Origin of the sequence: Microbispora corallina, from assembly GCF_016863035.1 — a bacterium.
In the GTDB taxonomy this organism is placed as follows: domain Bacteria; phylum Actinomycetota; class Actinomycetes; order Streptosporangiales; family Streptosporangiaceae; genus Microbispora; species Microbispora corallina.
Map to the genome: position 1 here is coordinate 1 of NZ_BOOC01000049.1, position 19,089 is coordinate 19,089.

At 67.9% G+C, this 19,089-nt stretch carries 17 protein-coding genes and 1 tRNA gene; 7 read left to right on the forward strand and 11 right to left on the reverse strand.

The window, feature by feature from the left end; all coding sequences use genetic code 11:
- Positions 1-77: 77 nt before the first annotated feature.
- Entirely contained in the window at positions 78-620 is a 543-nt protein-coding gene (locus Mco01_RS34245; protein ID WP_239104125.1) for an XRE family transcriptional regulator, read from the reverse strand.
- 107 nt (positions 621-727) lie between these two features.
- Here Mco01_RS34245 and Mco01_RS34250 point away from each other — a divergent pair, with 107 nt between their 5' ends.
- Complete coding sequence (locus tag Mco01_RS34250; protein ID WP_239104126.1) at positions 728-1,948, forward strand: benzoate/H(+) symporter BenE family transporter; 1,221 nt, start codon at positions 728-730, stop codon at positions 1,946-1,948.
- Positions 1,949-1,957: 9 nt separating this feature from the next.
- Here Mco01_RS34250 and Mco01_RS34255 read toward each other — a convergent pair whose 3' ends face one another.
- Positions 1,958-2,293, reverse strand: coding sequence for a hypothetical protein (locus tag Mco01_RS34255; RefSeq protein ID WP_204060973.1), 336 nt, complete (start codon positions 2,291-2,293; stop codon positions 1,958-1,960).
- A 188-nt stretch (positions 2,294-2,481) separates the two neighbouring features.
- Here Mco01_RS34255 and Mco01_RS34260 point away from each other — a divergent pair, with 188 nt between their 5' ends.
- Positions 2,482-3,744 carry a helix-turn-helix domain-containing protein gene (locus tag Mco01_RS34260; RefSeq protein WP_204060974.1) on the forward strand — a complete coding sequence of 421 codons (1,263 nt, stop codon included), beginning with the start codon at positions 2,482-2,484 and terminating at the stop codon, positions 3,742-3,744.
- Between the two features lie 524 nt (positions 3,745-4,268).
- Here Mco01_RS34260 and Mco01_RS34265 read toward each other — a convergent pair.
- The gene (locus Mco01_RS34265) at positions 4,269-4,502 is read right to left on the reverse strand and encodes a hypothetical protein (protein WP_204060975.1); all 234 of its coding nucleotides are present in this window, start codon (positions 4,500-4,502) and stop codon (positions 4,269-4,271) included.
- A gap of 445 nt (positions 4,503-4,947) precedes the next feature.
- Here Mco01_RS34265 and Mco01_RS34270 point away from each other — a divergent pair, with 445 nt between their 5' ends.
- On the forward strand, positions 4,948-6,873 hold the full coding sequence (locus Mco01_RS34270; protein ID WP_204060976.1) for a DUF2075 domain-containing protein: 1,926 nt from the start codon (positions 4,948-4,950) through the stop codon (positions 6,871-6,873).
- Here the strand turns inward: Mco01_RS34270 and Mco01_RS34275 are convergent.
- Both Mco01_RS34275 and Mco01_RS34280 read right to left on the reverse strand, forming a co-directional pair.
- Complete coding sequence (locus tag Mco01_RS34275) at positions 6,851-8,722, reverse strand: DUF2075 domain-containing protein (RefSeq protein ID WP_204060977.1); 1,872 nt, start codon at positions 8,720-8,722, stop codon at positions 6,851-6,853. The genes Mco01_RS34270 and Mco01_RS34275 overlap by 23 nt on opposite strands.
- A gap of 601 nt (positions 8,723-9,323) precedes the next feature.
- Positions 9,324-10,259 carry a helicase-related protein gene (locus Mco01_RS34280; protein ID WP_204060978.1) on the reverse strand — a complete coding sequence of 312 codons (936 nt, stop codon included), beginning with the start codon at positions 10,257-10,259 and terminating at the stop codon, positions 9,324-9,326.
- Between Mco01_RS34280 and Mco01_RS39950 the strand changes: the two genes are divergently transcribed.
- Both Mco01_RS39950 and Mco01_RS34290 read left to right on the forward strand, forming a co-directional pair.
- Complete coding sequence (locus Mco01_RS39950) at positions 10,249-10,947, forward strand: site-specific integrase (protein WP_275410657.1); 699 nt, start codon at positions 10,249-10,251, stop codon at positions 10,945-10,947. The genes Mco01_RS34280 and Mco01_RS39950 overlap by 11 nt on opposite strands.
- Positions 10,948-11,088: 141 nt before the next feature.
- Complete coding sequence (locus Mco01_RS34290) at positions 11,089-11,586, forward strand: AbiTii domain-containing protein (RefSeq protein WP_204060979.1); 498 nt, start codon at positions 11,089-11,091, stop codon at positions 11,584-11,586.
- A gap of 500 nt (positions 11,587-12,086) precedes the next feature.
- Here Mco01_RS34290 and Mco01_RS34295 read toward each other — a convergent pair whose 3' ends face one another.
- Positions 12,087-12,230, reverse strand: coding sequence for a hypothetical protein (locus Mco01_RS34295; RefSeq protein WP_204060980.1), 144 nt, complete (start codon positions 12,228-12,230; stop codon positions 12,087-12,089).
- Between the two features lie 189 nt (positions 12,231-12,419).
- Positions 12,420-12,492, reverse strand: a tRNA-Arg gene (locus Mco01_RS34300).
- Positions 12,493-12,693: 201 nt separating this feature from the next.
- Here Mco01_RS34300 and Mco01_RS34305 point away from each other — a divergent pair.
- Both Mco01_RS34305 and Mco01_RS34310 read left to right on the forward strand, forming a co-directional pair.
- The gene (locus Mco01_RS34305) at positions 12,694-13,923 is read left to right on the forward strand and encodes a hypothetical protein (RefSeq protein WP_204060981.1); all 1,230 of its coding nucleotides are present in this window, start codon (positions 12,694-12,696) and stop codon (positions 13,921-13,923) included.
- A 439-nt stretch (positions 13,924-14,362) separates the two neighbouring features.
- Positions 14,363-15,364, forward strand: coding sequence for a M15 family metallopeptidase (locus tag Mco01_RS34310; protein WP_239104127.1), 1,002 nt, complete (start codon positions 14,363-14,365; stop codon positions 15,362-15,364).
- Positions 15,365-15,373: 9 nt separating this feature from the next.
- Here the strand turns inward: Mco01_RS34310 and cpaB are convergent, their stop codons facing one another.
- From cpaB to Mco01_RS34330, 4 genes are all read right to left on the reverse strand, one after another.
- The gene (gene cpaB, locus Mco01_RS34315; protein ID WP_239104128.1) at positions 15,374-15,967 is read right to left on the reverse strand and encodes a Flp pilus assembly protein CpaB; all 594 of its coding nucleotides are present in this window, start codon (positions 15,965-15,967) and stop codon (positions 15,374-15,376) included.
- 6 nt (positions 15,968-15,973) lie between these two features.
- Positions 15,974-16,780 carry an S-methyl-5'-thioadenosine phosphorylase gene (locus Mco01_RS34320; RefSeq protein WP_204060983.1) on the reverse strand — a complete coding sequence of 269 codons (807 nt, stop codon included), beginning with the start codon at positions 16,778-16,780 and terminating at the stop codon, positions 15,974-15,976.
- Between the two features lie 110 nt (positions 16,781-16,890).
- Positions 16,891-17,253: an FmdB family zinc ribbon protein gene (locus Mco01_RS34325; protein ID WP_204060984.1), complete on the reverse strand. Its 363-nt coding sequence runs from the start codon at positions 17,251-17,253 to the stop codon at positions 16,891-16,893.
- A gap of 312 nt (positions 17,254-17,565) precedes the next feature.
- Positions 17,566-19,065, reverse strand: coding sequence for a potassium/proton antiporter (locus tag Mco01_RS34330; RefSeq protein ID WP_204061025.1), 1,500 nt, complete (start codon positions 19,063-19,065; stop codon positions 17,566-17,568).
- Positions 19,066-19,089: the final 24 nt, after the last annotated feature.

Here is a 19,089-nt window from a genome sequence, read left to right on the forward strand (position 1 = left end):
GGCGGGCTCGGCTGTGTGCCGAGCCCGCCGCGACCATGTGTACGGCCGGTCGCCGCCGTGCGGCGTAATCCGGTTACTCAGGCCGGTCGGGGGGAGCGGATCAGCAGAGTTGCCAGAACTTCGTCCGGGCCGACGGTGCTGTAGATGTGTGGGACGTCGGCCTGCCAGGAGATGTGCTCGCCCGGCCCAGCCACCAGGGGGGCGTCGACAGGGCCGGCACGCAGCACGCCCGCGTAGACCGTGACGTGTTCGGTCACGCCGGGGGCGTGGGGCGGCGAGTGTTGCACGACGCCGGGACGGACGTGCATGCGCAGCAACTCGAACGTCGCGGTCGGCTCCTCGAAGACCTCCAGCAGTGTGGCCGTCACGGCGGCGCCGGGCACGCGGACGGCCTCTGCCGGCGGTGCGCCGGGCTCCAGAACCAGGGCCGTCAACGGTACGCCCAAGGCTCCTGCCACCGAGTAGAGCGTCTCCAGCGTCGGGTTGCGGGTGCCCAGTTCCAGGCCGGATAGTGTGGCCTTGCCGATGCCGGCGCTGCGGGCCAGCGCCGACAGGGAGATGCCGCGGGCCTCCCGCAACCGCCGCAGCCGGCTCCCGATATCCGTGTCACGGCCGTCCACCCGGCAATCCTTGCATGCCGCCGGACTTGTTCCCGGGATGGTCACGTGGCTATGGTTCGTTCCGTAAACGGAACGACCGGGAGTGTGGCGACGCTGAGGGGTGGCGCGTGCGGGTGCAGGCCGTCATGGCGGGGCTGGTCAGTGCGGTGGTCGGTTACGCCAGTTCCTTCACCGTCGTGCTCGCCGGGCTGCGAGCGGTCGGGGCGACACCCGGACAGGCCGCGTCCGGGCTGCTCGCCCTCTGCTGCGGCATCGGGGCGGTGGCGGTCGTCCTCGGGCTGCGGTACCGCATGCCGATCAGCATCGCCTGGTCCACCCCCGGCGCGGCGCTGCTGGTGGCGACCGGTCCCGTGCCCGGCGGCTTCCCGGCCGCGGTCGGCGCGTTCATCGTCTGCGCCGGGCTCGTCGTCCTCGCCGGCCTGTCGCCCTGGCCGGCCCGGGCGATCGCCGCCATCCCGCGTCCGATCGCCGGTGCCATGCTCGCGGGCGTCATCCTCAGCCTGTGCACCGCACCGGTCCGCGCCGTCGTCGACATCCCGCTGTTGGCCGTGCCCGTCATCCTGACCTGGGCGGTGCTGCAGCGGTACCTGCGGCAGTGGGCCGTTCCGTGCGCGCTCGTCGTGGCGGTCATCGCCATCGCGGTGCACGGATCCGGCAGCGGCCTGTCCGGCGCGGTGTTGCGGCCCGCGGTCGAGTTGACCACCCCGACGCTGAACCCGTCGGTGGTGGTGAGCATCGCCATCCCGCTGTTTCTCGTCACCATGGCCGCGCAGAACGTCCCCGGTATGGCGATCATGGCAACGTACGGGTATATGCCACCCTTGCGCCCGGTCCTCGTCGCGACCGGCCTGGCGAGCGCGGCGGCGGCGCCGTTCGGCGGTCACGCCGTCAACCTGGCCGCGATCACCGCGGCGCTGACCGCCGGCCCGGACACCCACCCCGACCCCCGCCGCCGCTGGATCGCCACGGTGGCCCTCGGCGCCGGGCAGCTGACGCTCGGCCTCGGCGCAGGCCTGGCCATGGCTCTGGTGCTGCTCTCCCCACCCGTGCTGGTCGTCGCGGTGGCCGGCCTCGCGTTACTGCCGGCACTCGGCTCGTCCCTGGCCGGCGCGGTGAACGAGCCGGAGGGACGGGAGGCCGCGGTGGTCACTTTCGTGGTCACCGCGTCGGGGATGACGATCCTGAGCATCGGCGCCGCGTTCTGGGGCCTGGTCGCGGGCGGCCTGACCGCCCTCCTGCTGCACAGGCGACCAGCCTCGGAACAGCAATCGTCACCCACCAAAGAGGCCGAGCCGGAACGTCCCGAGGACCAGGTCACGGTCAGTTGAAGCCTGCGCTCATGCGACGGCGGGGCCCGGTGAGTGGTTGCAGCGGAGGCGGGCGAGGGCGTGGTAGGCGGTGACCAGGGCGCGGTCGATGTCGGCTTGCGCGCGGGGGCCGCTGCGGGGCGCGAAGGGGTGGGCACAGGCGTTTCGGGTCTCGCGGAGGTCGGTGAGCAGGTGGCGGGGCAGGCCGGTGTGCTGGTGGAGGTAAGACACCAGACGGGCGCCGCGGCGGGACTCTGCGGGGACGTGCAGCAGGACCCTGTCCCATGCGGCCATGAGACGCAGGACGTCTTGGGGGCGCAGGCGGTAGTACCAGTCGTCGTCGCCGTGAGGGGGGTGTGCGGGCATGCGCGGCCTCCAAGCAGGGCGGGACAGGCCGCAGGGGCGGCCAGCCTGGGGAAAAGGGGTGTGCCTCAAGGCAACCGGCCCTGAAATTGCTGGTCACGCGTGCTGGACAAACCCGGACACGCCTCGGACGTATGGCGATATTGTTCGGACGGACCTCGGACGGCGGTGGCGGTGCGGAGAGGGCGAGCGTGGACGAACGCGACCGGATACTGGCGGAGTTCGCAGCTCGGTTGGCGGCGTTGCGGGTGGAGGCCGGCGAGCCTTCCCTGCGTGATCTGGAGCGGTTGACCGAGCAGGCAGGGCACCGAATCTCGCGCAGCACGCTGGCCGAGATTCTTGAGGGCAGGCGCCTGCCGTCCATCGATCAGACAGCGGCCTTCGCCAAAGCGTGCAGCCCCGCGGCGACCCGCGAGCAGGTCAAGCAAGAGTTGCTCACCGAGCGGGGCAGGGCTCGCGCCCGACTGCAGGGCAAACCGGTGCCGCCCGAGGACCTCACTGCGCCGCAGAACATCCCCGTGCCTCAGGACGTCGCCCCTGCTCTGGCCAGGGGGATTTCCGCCTCGACACCGCCCGCAGTCTCAGTGTCGTCGCCTGCGGTCCCTGTTTCGGCCCCTCGGTCCGGGTACGGCCGACGCCGGTGGTGGCTGGCCGGTGCCGGTGCCCTCCTTGTGGCCGGCGTGGTCGGTGCTTCGGCCACGCTGTGGCTGCAGGGTCATTCGGCCACCGGGGCGACGCAGGGCTCCACGCGCACAGGTATGCAGACGATTCGGGCCTCTGCCTCGGTGTCCAACGGTCCGTCGGGTGCGGCGGGACTCGGCGATCCCGGCCCAGTCTGGACGGGCAAGCCTCCGGTAGCCTTCCACGCCGAGTGGGACACCAGCGATGGCCCCGCGTACTGGTTCGACGGCAGCGTCGATCAGTACACCGACCAGTCGGCAACCCAGGGCCGTGTCGCATTATCCACCGGAGGCGGCGATCTGGAGCTCCAGGTCACCGCGCAGGGCCGCACCCAGCAGGCCGTGTTGCTGCAGAGGATGGAGATCAAGGTCACCAAGCGGACTCCCGCTCCGACCCGGGGAATCCGGATTTTGTGCGGGCAGTGCGGAGAAGGGCAGACCAGCCGGTATTTCGATGCCGATTTCGCCCGGGACCCGATCACCCTCACCGCTCGCCCAGGCCGGGACGGTTTCACCGGGAAGAAGCAGCCAGCCGTCACCTTTCCCTATTCGGTCAATCTGACCGAGCAGGAATTCTTCGTGATCTACCTGCGCCATGTCTACGAGGACTGCACGTTCAACGTCGTGCTGCACTGGATCGCCGACGGCAAGAAAGGCATCACCGTCCTGGATGATGGCGGCCGTGGCTTCCGGGTCGTCGGTGGCGGCACCCTTCCGGCGTTCAGGCGGGACTATGCCCAGGGACGTCCCACCCTTACTCCCGTCTCGTCATGAGCTAAGTTCTCTGGAGCCGTGCCGCGGGCAGGGGTGAGATCAGGCTCCGGTGTGCGTCTCGACACATCTTCACCAAGGATGACGCTCTGAGATCCATCCCGCGGCACCTGACATGGGGCTGCTTGCGGTGATCTATAGCTGCCTCGAGGTGTGAGACGTCTCGGAGAAGAACCTTAGTTCGGAGCCTGGATACCAAGATCAAGAAAGTGCCCCCGGCAGGATTCAAACCTGCGGCACCCGCTTTAGGAGAGCGAGGGTGAATCCACCCGATCACCTGTGTTGACCTGCTTAAACGCCCTGCATGGCTCGTATCGCATGCTTGATCATCCCGCGCATGTCCCATCGAGGCGTCATGACGTCTGCTTGAAAACAGGTGACAGTGGTAGCCAGGCCGAGAGTTTCGAGATCGTCCCGCGTATATCCCGGTTGCGTCCACGGTCGCGAGAGCAATCACGTCACTCGGTGGCAAGTTGGCCCGTTATGCAATTCCGCAACGATTGAGATGCGGGTGGTCGGTCGTCGTCTCAGCGCCATTTCGGCGGGAGTTCGATGGTTACCTCGCGGATGGCAGACTTGATGGTGATCGTGGTTTCGCCTCGCCCGATCGCCTTGTCGATCTTCTTTATCTCTGTCCAGGAGAATCCCTGGCGGCGATACTTGTTCCGCTGGCTCGGCTTCATGTGGCGAATATCGTCCTTGGCCACCGTGGTCATCCCGGGATGCCATGAGTGCGCAGATCCTTGAGTCATCTTGGTCATCGAGACCCTCCTCTGGTCCTTTGAGGTCGAGACCGGCTACTTCAAAAAGCCTAATCGGATCAAAAAGGCTCGGTCTGAGATCGTATTACCACACCATCAACGTTACCGCGGCGCTTCGGACTCTTCTTGGTTTATCGGCCGTCGCCAGCGGCCGCCGTACGCCGCTGCCTTTAAGTTTGCTCATCATCGACCGCGCCCGCGGCTGGAAGGAAGAGTCCAACGTACGAGCATGCTGTCTGGTCGGGTCGTGCACCGCGACCAATTCGCCGCAAGCTTTTCCAGTTGGGAGCTTGGAGGGCTCACGTTGGCCCCAAACATCGCTGATCTTGTCGCTGCCCTCGGTTATGATCGTGCCGGTTCCACGCGGTCGACGAGCTTCCGCTGAGCATGATCACGGATATGCCCCCATGCCGCACGAGTCTGTCGTGCTGCCTGGGGGTTATTCATGGATCCTGCCTACCGGATGACGGCGAGGTCGCTGCGGCAGGACCTGAGTGTGCCGAGATCGGTCATCGAGGGACACCTCATCAAGATCTTGGCCGAGAAGGTAGAGCTCACGAGGCGGCGTAAGCCCAATGCGGCCGAGAAGCGCTCTTGGATCGAGAGCCTGTCCGAGCTCGCGCGCGTACTCGACGATGCGGGATTGGAGCAGGTCGAGGTCCTGATCGAGTTCCCCATGCCGCACAACAGGCGCAGCAGCGCCGATGTCCTTCTTGCGGGCGTTCATCCTGACACGGCGCTGGACACGTACATCGTGATCGAGCTCAAGCAGTGGAGCAGCGCCGACTCCCTTGACGAGGAGGCGGAGCTGTTTGAGGTGCCTGGGTTGGGCCCTCAGAGCCATCCCTGCCAGCAGGCCAAGGGCTATCGCAACCAGATAGCCGACCACTTCGGCGCCCTCGATGGGCGCCCCGAGGCCGTCAAAGCGGCTGTCTATCTCCACAACGCTACGCACTCCAGCGTCCAGGACCTTGCCATGGGAGCCGCGGTCGAGGGCGTGCCGCTGTTCACGAAAGCCGAGCGTGGCGGGTTCATCGAGTACCTGCGTGGCAACCTTGCGAACGAGCCGGGCAGGATGGCAGCGGATCGCTTGCTCGGAGGCCCTATCCGCCCGAACAAGCCCTTCCTGCGCAAATCTGCCGAAGTCATCCGCGGGGTCGGACAGTTCGATCTGCTGGACAAGCAGCTCGATGCGTTTAATCTTGTCAAGACGAGGGTGCGACTGGCTCAGGCGGCCAACACCAAACGGGTAGTGATCATCACAGGCGGGCCGGGGAGCGGGAAGTCGGCGATCGCGGTCTCGCTCCTTCGCACCCAGATCGAGCAGGGCAACCGGGATCGCGTCGCGTACGCCACGGGTTCCCGCACCGTGACCAAGACTCTCCGCCGGCACGTGGCCGGGCGAGACATGGAATTTGACGGCCTGTTCAGGTACTACCTGGAGTTCGCGAACGCTGAGCAGAACAGTCTCGATCTGCTGATCGCCGATGAAGCGCATCGCGTGCGGAAGAACTCGCAGAGTCGGTTCAAGAAGGAGTGGCGCAGCTCCCGCCCGCAGATCGAGAGCCTCATCCAGGCGGCCCGCGTCCCCGTCTTCTTGCTGGACGAGCATCAGGTCGTCAAGCCGGACGAGGTCGGCACGGTCGCTGCGATCGTGGCCCAGGCGCAGGCTCTCGACGTGGATTACGAGCTCATCCGATTGGACGGACAGTGGCGCTGCGGCGGCAGCGCCAAGTACGACGTTTGGGTTCAGCAGTTACTGGGGCTCGGCGATGCCGACTGTGAATGGAATGGCGACGTGGAGCCCCAGCCCTGGACGGGAGACCAGAACTTCGAGGTCGTCCTCGCGGACACTCCCGGCGAGATGGAGGACCTTCTGCGCGGCAAGATCGCCCACGGGCTCACGGCGCGCATGACGGCGGGGTATTGCTGGCCCTGGCACGAGCCCAACCCGGACAACAGCCTCATGCCTGACATCGTGATCGGCGACTGGGCACGCCCATGGAACGCCAAGCTGAAGAGAGACAAGCTGGGCTCAGTGCCGTCGAGCGACTTTTGGGCGACGGCCGAGGGCGGTTTCGACCAGGTGGGCTGCATTTATACCGCGCAGGGGCTGGAGTTCGACTGGGTCGGGGTGATCATCGGCCCGGACTTCGTGGCTCGTGGCGGCAAGTTCGTGCCCCGGCGCGAGTTCAGCAAGGACAAGAACCTCACCGCAGCCAAGGTCACCCACGAGCAGTTCAGGCGGCATGTCCGCAACGTCTACAAGGTACTGCTCACGCGAGGGCTCCGTGGGGTGGTTATCTACGCGGTCGATCCGGAGACGCGGGAGTTCCTGGCCGGGCTGATTAAGACCGAGCCGGACGCATGAGGCCGGCGAGGAAACGGCGGAGTTCCGGATTCACCGCGTAGAGCACGGTCCCGCGCATGCCTCTGGTGAGCAGGACCTTGTACACGTGCCGTACCAGCAGGTCGAACTCGGCGTCGGGTACGGCGCGGCGGCTCTTGAATGCGGGATCCTTGTTGGCTTCACGTACCGTGATCAGGCGCCCGTCGCGGATGGTGAGGTCGGGGCCGAGGATGACGCCGTTCCAGTCGTACTCGAAGCCCTGGGCGGTGTAGATGCAGCCCACCTGCCCGAATCCGTTGGGATCGCTGGCCCAGAACATCCGCGGCGGGTAGTCGCCGACCGCGCGGTCGTTCTTGACGTTCCACGGTCGTGCCCAGTCGCCGATGACGACGTCGTTGACGAGGGTCTGGTTGGGTCGTGGATCACTCCAGGGCCAGCAGAAGCCGGCGGTCATGCGGGCGGTGCCGGTCTGCGCGCGGAGGAATGCTTCGAGCTCGTGCGGGGAATCGGCGAGCCGTACGTCGAAGTCCTCGTCCTTCCCGTGCCACTCCATCGGGCCGCTGTCGGCCAGGCCGAGCAGGCGGAGCACCCAGTGCTCGTACTTCCGGCTGCCGCCGCAGCGGAACTGCTCGTCGAGGGAGACGCGGTGTACGTCGTAGCCCTTGTGGCGGGCGTAGCGCTCGATGCCGTCCACGGTGCCAAGCTCGCCCGGCCGTACGACCTGGTGTTCATCGAGGAGGAAGACCGGCACGCGCGCTGCCGACATCAGCTCGTCGAGCTGGCTGCGGCCGGTGCGCCGGGCTGCGGGGGTGAAGCGGTTGGTGGAGTTTTCGCGGATGCGGTGGGCTTCGTCGCAGATCAGGACGTCTACGCTGCTGGGTTCGGCGTCGGTGAAGCTGTTGAAGTATTTGAAGAGGTTCTTGATCCGGGTGTTGCCGCGGCCGGGGTAGCGGCGCATGGTTTCGGTGAAGGAGTTCGAGCCTGTGGCGTGATAGGTGGAGCGGCCCTGCCTGTACAGCTCGCCGAGCAAGGACAGCGCGATGACGCTCTTGCCACTGCCGGGGCCGCCGGTGACGATGACGACCTGCTTGGAGTGGGCGCGCCTGGCCCGGTCCACGGCGCGCATGACCATCTCGTACGCGACCTGCTGCTCATCCAGCAGCGTGAACTGCTCGCGTTCGCGGATCTCCTTGGAGGCATAGGTCATGAGCTGCTTGCTCGGGGAGACCGTGCTGTGGAGGAGGCGGTCGGCCGCGTCGGCGCCGGACGTGTCTGCGAGACGTTCGCTCAGGTAGCGGAGGAACTCGCCGCGCCGCTGTTTGGTGAACAGCCGGCTGCGCTCGTCGCGAACCTGGTCGGCCAGGCCGTCGACGTCCAGGTCCATGGCATTGTGCAGGTACGCGGCCCCGTAGACGGCGTCCGGCTTGCGATTGAGCGCCCCGAGAAAGTCGCGCATGTACTCGCAATACCGGCGAACCTGCTCGGCGGGGTTGAGCCGCTCGCCCCCCGGCATGCCGTCCACGATGACAAGATGCTCGCCCAGGTCCGAGGGCTCAGCGCGGCTCCACTGCTTGAGCTCGACCACGACATACGAATCCTCGCCGGTACGAGGGTGCACCCCGGCAAGGACCACGTCGATGCGCTTGCTGGTCAGCGGGAGCTTGTATTCGACGAGCATCTCGACCCGGCGTAATCCCGCGTCGGCCAGATCACGGGCCAGAGCCGGGAGGCTGCGCTGCCAGGACTTGATCTCGGAGGGGGATGGACAGTGTCCGGTGATGTCGCGCACGTGCTCGGCGATCACCTCCGCGAAGGCGGCCTCATTGGGAGAGGCGAGCAGGTTCTCGACAGACAGCCGCAGCGCCGTCACGGATTGTCCCCCAGGCAGCACGAGAGAACTCGTGCGGGTGGGGGCCTATCCGCTCCGGCCGAAGCCGTACGAGCGCGGAAGCCCGTCGGGCCGCATCACATGGTCGCCAAAAGAGTAGCGAGAGTACCCTCTTCCTCGGAACTGGTGGCACCGGCAAGTGAGTGGATTTCGGTGCAGACAGCTCCTTGCTCATCCCGCACCGATCGATAGAGAACTGTCCCGTCATCAGGCGTTGGTCGCTTCCGTAGAACCATTGATGCAGGCAGAGAACGTCGATGGAGCTGATCTCTCTGCTCCGGGCGGTCTATGCGCACGGTCCCCGGCTTGGTAGTCAGCCGCACCTGCGCGATGGCGTCCCGCGCACTCATATGATCTTCCTGTGCTTGCCCATGACATCTATCGGGGATATTCTGGCCGGCTGCACAGCCGGACCGCCGAGTTCGCGGAACACTCACTGAACTGCCCCGGGCGCTGATGGAGTCCGAAATCTCCACCGAACCCGCGGCGATTCAAGGGGGCCTCCTCTATACGACCGAGCTTGAGGTTGGAAGCGGAGGACGCTGCTATCCGGCTGGCGTGATCCGGATCTATGCCGCATCTGTCACTCACCGGGTTCGCGGGGGAGGAGGGAGGCTAATTCGGGTGACCCGTAGGTCAGGAAAACGAGGTCGCTGTCGCTGCTGGTGTCCCAGATGTCGCGGTCGAATGTCACGGGGACTGAGGCCGCAGGTGGCTGACCCAAATAGTGCTCGATGGATATCGCGCCGTCGGAACGTCTGAAGGACACACGAGCATCGTCACGCGCAAGGAAGAGGTTGTAGATACCGGGGCGTCCGTCATCTGGGGTCAGGCAGCGGCCTAAGAGAAGGTTGCTCGTAAGTTTGGTGGCGAGGACTGGCGGAGTGATGTCTCCGACCAAGATCGGTGGAGTCTTGATGGTGATCCAGTCATCGGGGGAGCCGAGGTCGTCCGCACTGACGGGCTGGTTGTTGATGTCTTCGATTTGGGTTCGGATGCTGGCGATCTCGCTGGCGATGACTTCGTCGCTGAGGTATGCGGCAAGGACGAGATCTTCGATGACCTTCTCGACAGTGCCAAGGACAGGTGCAGCGCCGCCGACTATGTTGGTGAAGTCGTCGTAGTCCTCCTTGATGCCCTTGTAGACCTGCTCCTCAACAGTATCTTTGTAGAAGTAGTTGCTGATCTGGAGGTCCTTATAGGTGGCGCCGATACGGTCGATGCGACCGATGCGCTGCTCGACACGCATTAGATTCCAGGGCATGTCGTAGTTGATGAGGCGGCCCGACGTCTGCAGGTTGAGGCCCTCACTCATCGAGTCGGTACCGATCAGGACTTCAATACTGCCGTTGCGGAACCGGTTCTTGATCTCGGCCTTGGTGACAGGTTTCCACTCCCCCGCGACCGGATCGTATATTTCGCCGCCGCGGCCGGAGTAGCAGCCAAGCTTGTTGTAGCCAGCGGCTAGAAGGCGCTCGCGGACGTAGTCCATGGTGTCGGCGTACTGAGTGAAGACCACCGCGGAGTCATACGTCTTGAAGGACTCAGCCAGATCCTCGACGAGCTGTTTGGCCTTCGTGTCCTCACCGGTGATATCGCCGAGGTCGTTGAGGAAGGAGCGGAGCTCGCCCGATCTCCTCTTTGAGGCGGTCGGCGCGGACGTCGAAGGACTCGGGGTCGAAGAGAGAGCTCTCCAGGTCGGCGCCATCGTCGTCCGTGAGGAGGTCGGCCAGGCTCTTGCCCTGCTCGAGCACCGCGCGGACAGGGAGACGAGAGAGATCCCGATCCCTCCGATCCTCGTCGCCGTGCTCCGTGAGCACATCAAGGCGTACAGCGTCGCCAAGGACGGCAGGCTGTTCCGCACTGCTACGGGCGGCTCCTACTCCAGCTCGGCCTACTCCTATGTCTGGCAGGAGGCCCGCAAGCTCGCCCTCACCCCGGCTCAGGTCGCCTCATCCCTGGCCGCACGGCCGTACGACCTGCGGCACGCTGCCGTCTCGCTCTGGCTCAACGCGGGCGTCGCGGCCCCGGAGGTGGCCAAGCGTGCCGGCCACAGCGTCGATGTCCTCCTTCGCGTCTATGCCAAGTGCATTGACGGGCAGCAAGACCACGTTAACGGCAAGATCAACGATGCGCTCGGATGTTGTACTGGTGCTGATCGCGCTTTGGGAGCCTTCCACGGCGACGATTCCGCCCACTCCGGGTGAACCTGAACACGCAGGTGAAGCCACCGCCTTGATGGAAGGAGGAGCCCAAGAGGTCCCGTGCCTCAGTCTCCAACATCAGACGTGGGGTCTGCCCTTTCCTCTCGTCCATCGCTTCGCTGCGAATGGCGAGATGATGGAGGGGTGTCCACGACGACTTCCTCCGCCAGCCGGGATGGCTCCCTGCTGGACCAGATTCAGCGGGAGGCGCTCGACCTGAGCGTGCCGCTGTCGGGTGTCCTGTTAAAGTGCGTCGCGCTCAGCGGGCGCGCTGGGTCCCATAAGCTGCGCGAATGGGCTGAAGCGGAGCTCAACGGGTATGCCGACGAGGAAGACGTTCCTACCTATCGAGTCATTGGTGCGGCCGTATGGGTCGACTTCACCAATCGGATGGGGGCCAACCGGCTAGCCCAACAGATGTCAAAGGACATGCTCCCGAGGCAAGTCCAGGAGATATATCCCCCGGAGGTCCGTCTCACAGACCCGGTTCATGAGCTGGAGGAGTACGCGAAGCACGAGGATACGCTGCACCTTACTCGTGACAACAGCGAGACAGCCGTTCAGTTCCTAACCCAGGCGTGGCAGCTCGTAGACAAGATCTCCGAGGACCAGGTCGTCCGCGGCATCTACTGGAAGGTGTAGCCCGCGGCTGTGACCGGCGTACTTGGCCGTATCCGCGCGACACTCGTCTCGTTCGTAACGGAACTCCGGGAGGTTATGCCCCCTGGACAGGAAACACCCTCCGCTGCGGAAGCTGACCACGCTCTCGACAAGGCTCTCCCTGCCGGAGTGAACATCACCGCTCACAAGGGCGCGACCGTCAACTACCTGCTCGGTGGGGCTGGGCAGTCCTCCATCACAAACACCGTGGGCGACGTAGGTCGAAAATCACGCCCTGTATGGAGTGTGGTCAGCTGGTTGATCGCGACGATAATTGCCCTTGTTGGCACGTACGCCCGGCTGGCCCAGTGGCTCCACTGGCCTGCACCGTGGAAGTGATCTCCTGGTCCCACAGCTCGGAGCGGCGGTTTCGGATGTTGAGTGCCGAGGCCTCTGACGTGCCGCAGCGGCCGCGTCGGCCATCACCACGTGCGAGCGAATCTTGGATCGCCTTGGAGCCGCCGGAACTGCGAGCCTGGCCGTCACGTCCAGGTCGCCAGTTTGTCCCCAGCCGACAGGGCGAACGGGTCGTTCTCCACCATCTCGGCCTGCATCGTGCCGCAGTCAAGCAGCAGGTGCTCCTCTGATGAAGAAGGCCCTGCGGCGGCGATCGCCTCGGCCAGCAATTGTCACGGCCTTGCCAAGCTCTGCCGTCAATGCGGCTGATGAGCTGCGCGAACACCCTCATGATCGGTTCGCGTATGGTTCGCGATCATTGGCCTACGCGTGCATACCGCTGCTCTCGCCTGCCTCTGGGCTGTCACCTGTTCCTGTCAGTTAGCGCAGGTAGGCGGCAACGTGCAAGGTCAACTAGGTGCCCCCGGCAGGATTCGAACCTGCGGCACCCGCTTTAGGAGAGCGGTGCTCTATCCCCTGAGCTACGGAGGCGTGCAATGTGCCCTGTAAGCCTAGCGAAAGGTTGGGGTGCCTCGCGCGCCCGGAGGGGGTGTGGCTCGAAGGTCGTCGGTCATCGGCAGGCTGACGTGCGGTAAAGGCCTGGCAAGTCCGAGTGTCCGCGCTTGTGCGGGCTGATTACCGTCACTGCTCGTGACCACAACGCGACGCAGGTATGTGCGCGGGCTCCGTCCGATGGTGCTCGTCGCGGCGATGATCGCGCCGGCGATCCTGGCTTCGGGCCTGCTCGCGGCGCAGTTCTCCGGCTACGAAAAGATGGCGCGGGGCAGCGCCGCCGAGGAGCGGGGGAGCCAAGGTGGCACGAAGCCCGCGAGGGTGCAGGGGCCCGTGGCTCCCGTGCCGGACGACGGGCCGCTGGTGGAGCCGCCGGCGGTGATGGCTCCGGGTGTGATGCCCGGCATTCCCGAGCAGATGGGTTCCGAGCCCCTACGGCCGACCCGGGTACTGAATGTGAAGAGGCTCGCCGATCGCCGGCCGGCCGAGCATGCGCGGCGTCACAAGCACCGGAAGGGCAGGCACGGGAAGCGCAAGGCCGCGCCGGTGCCCGTGCAGGCCGGTCCGGCCGGGGTGCTGGCGCTCGGCGCGGGGGCGTCCGCGCAAACGGGGGCGGGCGGGTTCTCCGGCACCGCGGCCGCCGGGCAGGGCGGGCTGGGGAGCGCCACGCTCTTCGGTCTTCCTGCGGCACACGATCAGGTGCCGAACACGTCCGTCGCCCAGGCTGCCGAGAGCGGCCCGACCAGCGGGCGGAACGGCCTGTACGCCGGGGCTGCCCGGCAGGGGCAGGTGCCGGACGCACATCAGCCGGCGATATCGGGACAGGACCAGCAGGCGGGCGCGTCGCGAGAGGTGGGCCTCGCGCAGCAGCAGGCGGGGCTCGCCCAGCAGGCTCAGCAGCAGGTGACCAACCCACAACAGCAGGCCGGAGGCGCCCAGCAGTCCGCGGCCGCGCAGCAGCAGGTGGCAAACGCACAACAACATGCGGGGACGGTTCAGCAGCAGGTGGCCAACGGGCAACAGCAGGTTGGCGCCGCACAGCAATCCGCGGCCGGACAGCAGGTGGCAAACCCGCAACAGCAGGCGGGCGCCGCTCAGCAGCAGTCCGCAGCGGGACAGCAGTCCGGGGCCGGACAGCAGCAGGCGGGAGCCGTACAGCAGGGTCTGCTGGATCCCACCCCGATGCCCGAGCCGTACGGGCCGGCGCGGATCTACGAGGGGCTCATCCGGATCGACCAGCCGCAGATCCAGGCGCCGGCGCTGGGACCGGCCCCGGGGCGGCGTCTCAGGGAGCAGCCGCGGACCGAGGAGCCGGAGCCGCACCCGCAGGAGTCCTCGCTGATGTGTCCTCCCGAGTGGCGGGACACGTGGCTGTGGGAGCTGTGCCAGGACCACGAGGCACAGCTGTGAGGCCGCCGGCAGGACCGAAATCAGACCTGGAAATACCCGAAAGGTGCTTGATCGGGAGATAGCGCGTATGCCAACTCGGGCCCGGACAGGATGAACCCTGTAGTAACGTGCGTCCCTGACCCAGGTCACGAGTTGGCAAACGGAGGAGTCGAGCGTGCCCTCTCCTCGATCAGCGCGCCTGATCGCGGTCGTCACGGCGATGACTTCGCTCAGTGGTGCGATGCCGTACGGCACGGCCGCGGCGGCGACGGCCACGAGCGCGACCACCGTCACGAGCACGGCCTTGACCGACGGCGCAGTGTCCGAAATCGCCGGCACGACCCCAACCACCGCGACCCCAACCACCGCGACCCCATCCGCCGGCACGACCCGGACGGCCACGACGGCCGGAACACAGGTCCTCAGGGCTGCGACGGCGGGGACCGAGCGGGTCCGGGTGGTGAGAGCGCCGAGATCCGCCGCCGCGGCGAAGGGTAAGGACCCGGTCTCCCTGACCCAGCTGCGGCGGCAGGCCCAGCAGGCGTACAAGGGCATCGAGGACGCGACGAAGGCGTTGCAGGCGCGGCAGAAGCAGTTTGACGCGTCACAACGGGAGCTGGCGACGAAGCTGACGCAGCTCCAGACGGCCACCCTGCAGCTCAACAAGATGCGCAAGCCGCTCTCGGACCTCGTGTCGTCCCTCTACCAGGATCCGTCGATGAGCGGGCTCAGCCCGTTCCTCACGGGCGGCGACGGCGCCACCACCCTGCGGGCCATGAGCGACATGGACTACCTCGTGGCCGGGCGGAACATCGTGCTGTCCGACGCTCTGAAACTGCTCCAGCAGCAGCAGCAACTGGCCGGCGAGGCGCAGGAACTGCGGGCGGCCAACCTGCTGGAGGAGGCCCAGCTCGACGCGCAGATCGACCTGCTCCGGGCGAAGTCCTCCAAGCTGGTCAAGTCGCTGACCCGGACGCTGACGAAGCTCGGCGTGAACGTCAACCAGGGGAACCGCGGCCCGGGCGCCTGCGACCCCACCCGCGTGACTGAGGCCGACCAGTATCCGAACGGCCTGCTGCCCAAGAGCTTCCTGTGTCCGTTGCCGCAGAAGGGCGCGGAGCTGCGCGCGGACGCCGCGATCGCCTTCGCCGACCTCAACCTGGCCTACAAGAGCCACTTCGGCCAGCCGATGTGCATCTCCAGCAGCTACCGCAGCCTCTCGGCGCAGCAGGCCGTGTACTACCAGCGCCCGGGCTTCGCCGCCGTTCCGGGCAAGAGCAACCACGGCCTCGGCCTCGCCGTCGACCTGTGCGGGGGCGTGCAGGCCTTCCGGTCGGTGCAGTTCAACTGGTTGGAGGCCAACAGCAAGCGGTTCGGCTTCATCCATCCGGACTGGTCGTATCACAGCCCGTTCGAGCCGTGGCACTGGGAGTACGACCCCAAGCTGGGGGCGCAGCTCTGACGACCGTGCTCAGCGCGGGTGGATGGCCACCGACAGCCGTCCCTGCGCCTGGGCCTGGGCCAGCTGGGCCGCCTGTACGGGCGTGGTGGCCAGCACGAGCAGCGCCCCGCCCTCGTCGGCGCGGCTGGGCGGGCGGGTCAGCACCCGCACCTGCTGGGCGACCGGGTACGCCTGCCGTCCCTCGCCCTCGTACGCGGCCAGCACGTCGATCACGTCGCCGGGGGACAGCAACCTGGCGGCGTCGGGATCGGCGACCCTGACCGGGGCGGCGACCATCCCCGGGCTTCCGGCGGCCAGCACGGCCGGGCCCAGCAGCCGGGCGTCGGTCAGCGGCTCGCCCCGCCGGACCGGCCCGGTCACGACCCGGCCGGCCGCCGCGGCCCCCGGACGGAGGGCGCCGTCGGGCACCGCGTCGGCGGGGAGCCGCACGACCATGAGGTCTGCTGAGGACAGCCTGCCTCCGGCCAGGTCGCGGGCGGCGGCGAGGACCTCCACCCCGGCGGGGGACCGGACGGCGAGCAGGCCGCACGTCACCGCCAGCCCCGCGAGGATCGCGGCGATCGGGCGGCGGTGACGGGCCAGAAGGCGGCTCGGAGCGGGCACCACGGGCTACGGGAGCTCGAAGGGGAGCTTGATGCCGTCGAGGGCGTCGCCGCAGGGGCAGGTACGCTCGTGGGGCAGGGCCTGAACGACGTCCCGGACGAGCGAGCGCATCCGCTCGACGTTGGCCGCGAAGAACGCCAGGACCTCCTCGTGGGTGACCCCCTCGCCGGCCTCCACGCCGGCGTCGTGGTCGGTGACCAGGGCCAGCGTCGTGTAGCACAGGGCCAGCTCGCGGGCCAGGACGGCCTCGGGATGCCCGGTCATGCCGATGATCGACCAACCGGCGGACTGGAACCACTGGGACTCGGCCCGGGTGGAGAACCGCGGGCCCTCGACCACGACGAGGGTGCCGCCGTCGACCAGGTCCCAGTCGGCGTCGCGGGCGGTGGCGGTCGCCGCCGCCCGGCCGAGGGGACAGTAGGGGTCGGCGAACGACACGTGGACGGCGCCGCCCGCGTCGTAGTAGGTCTGCACGCGGCCGGCGGTGCGGTCGACGAGCTGGTCGGGGACCACCAGGGCGCCCGGCCCGATCTCGGCCCGGAGCGACCCGACGGCGCTCGGCGCGAGCACCTGACGGACGCCGAGCGATCGCAGCGCCCACAGGTTGGCGCGGTAGGGGATGCGGTGCGGGGGATGGACGTGCCCCCGGCCGTGCCGGGGGATGAAGGCCACCTGCCGCTCGCCGATGCGACCGACGGTGATCGTGTCGCTGGGCGGTCCGTAGGGCGTGGAGACGCCGATCTCCTCGGCGTCCTCCAGCAGGGAGTAGAACCCGGAGCCGCCGATGACCCCGATCTCTGCGCGATTGACCATGCGGCCGACCCTAGCGAATCGGCCGGTCCCCGGCGCCGTCCGGCCGGAGCCTGTGGATAACTACGAAGAGCCGGCGGCCGGCCTCCCCGGTTGAGGCCGGCGCCCGACCGTCAGGCGGCGGCCGTCGAACCCGAGGACGAGCCCGACGAACCGGACGAGCTCGACGTCGAAGACGTGGAGGACGAGGAGGACGTGGAGGCGGACGCCGCGGCCGGCTCCTTCTTCGCCCCGTCGCCCGACGGCTTCGAGGAGTCGCTCGACGGCTTCGACGAGGTGGTGGACGTCGACGATCCCGAGGAACGGCTGTCGGTGCGGTAGAAACCGGAGCCCTTGAAGACGATGCCGACGGCGGAGAAGACCTTGCGGAGACGGCCCTGGCAGGCCGGGCACTCCGTGAGCGGGTCGTCAGAGAACTTCTGAACGGCCTCCAGCTGCTCCCCGCAAGCGGTACAGGCGTACTGGTAGGTGGGCACGCGCTCCTCCTGAGACTGGCACTCGACCGGGTCGATTGCTAATGGTAGGCAATCTAGGAGCCCAAACGCCACTCCACCCCGCTTTATGCCACCCGGCCCAGCACCCGCAGGCCGGTCGGCGCCGCCTGCGGCTCGTGCCACGGCACCCCCGCTTCGCCCTGGTCACCGCCCCGAGCGGCTCCGCCAAGCACCCCGGGTCTGCCCTGGTCACCGCCACAAGCGACTCCGCCAAGCACCCCGGGTCCGCCCTGGTCACCGCCACAAGCGGGCTCCGCCAAACCCCGGACCACGACGGTTGCCGACCACCGCCGCTCAGGCGCCGCGTTCGCCGTACCAGCCGGCGAGCTTGCCGCGCCGGCTCACGGCCCGCAGGCGGCGCTCGACCGTCTCCCGCTGGGTGGCCGTGGTCACGACCAGCAGCTGGTCCTCCGCCATGAGCTGGGTCGAGTCCGTCGGGACGAACGACCGGCCCTTCCGTACGACGAGGGTGACCATGGTGTTCGCGGGCAGGCGGAGCTCGAAGATCTCCACGCCGTGCATCATCGAGCCCGGCGGGATCCGGACCTGGAGGAGGTCGGCGTTCAGCTCCTCCAGCGGGGCCGACTCCACGTCCAGGTCGCGGGCCTCGCCCTCGGCCGACACCTCGAGCAGGCGGGCCAGGTACTGCAGCGTCGGCCCCTGGACGAGCGTGAACACCACGACGATGACGAAGACGTCGTTGAACAGCCCTTTCGCCCCGGGCATCCCGGCGGCCCAGGGGATCGTGGCCAGCACGATCGGCACGGCCCCGCGGAGCCCGGCCCACGACAGGAACACCTGCTCGCGCCACGACAGGACGCCGATCCGCAGCAGTCGCACCAGCACGGCCGACACCACGACGGACACCGGCCGGGCGAACAGCACCAGGACCAGGCCCGCGACCAGGGCAGGCACGAGGACCTGCGGCAGCTCGGCGGGGGTGGCCAGCATGCCGAGCATGACGAACAGGCCGATCTGGGCGAGCCAGGCCGCCCCCTCGGCGAAGCCGCGCGTCGCGGCCCGGTGGGGGAGCCGGGCGTTGCCGAGCACCAGCGTCGCGACGTACACAGCGAGGAAGCCGCTGCCGTGCAGCAGGGCGGCGCCGCTGTAGGCCACGAACGCGAGCGCGAGCACCGCGATGGGGTACAGGCCCGAGGCGGGCAGCGCGACCCGGCGCAGCGCGTACACCCCCGCCGGTCCCACCGCCAGCCCGATCGCGCTGCCGATGGCCAGCTCGGAGATGGTCTCCAGCAGGGTCCCGCCCATCGAGGGCGCCCCGGCCGCGGCCTCGCTGAGCATCATCACGACGATGACGGTCGGGGCGTCGTTGAACCCCGACTCGGCCTCCAGGATCCCGGCCAGCCGGGGCGGCAGCGGCAGCCGCCGCAGCACGGAGAACACGGCGGCCGCGTCGGTCGAGGCCAGGATGGCGCCGAGCAGCAGTGCCAGCCGCCAGTCCAGGCCGAGCAGAGCGTGTACCGCGACGGCCATCGCGCCGATGCTGGCCGCGATCCCGGCCGTCGCGAGGACCAGCGCGGCGGGGACCGCGTCGCGGACGTGGTTCCAGTTGGTGGTCAGGCCGCCCTCGGCGAGGATGACGGCGAGGGCGACGAGGCCGAGTTGCTGGGCGAGCTGGGCGTTCTCGAAGTGGACTCCCCCGAGTCCCGACTGGCCGAGGAACAGACCGAGCCCCAGGTAGATCAGCAGGCTGGGGAGGCCGGTGCGGTGCGCGATCCGGACGGACGCGATGGCCGCGATCACGACGGCGGCGGACAGGAGGAGCCAGACGTTCAGACCTACCCGCTCCCTTCGCCGCGA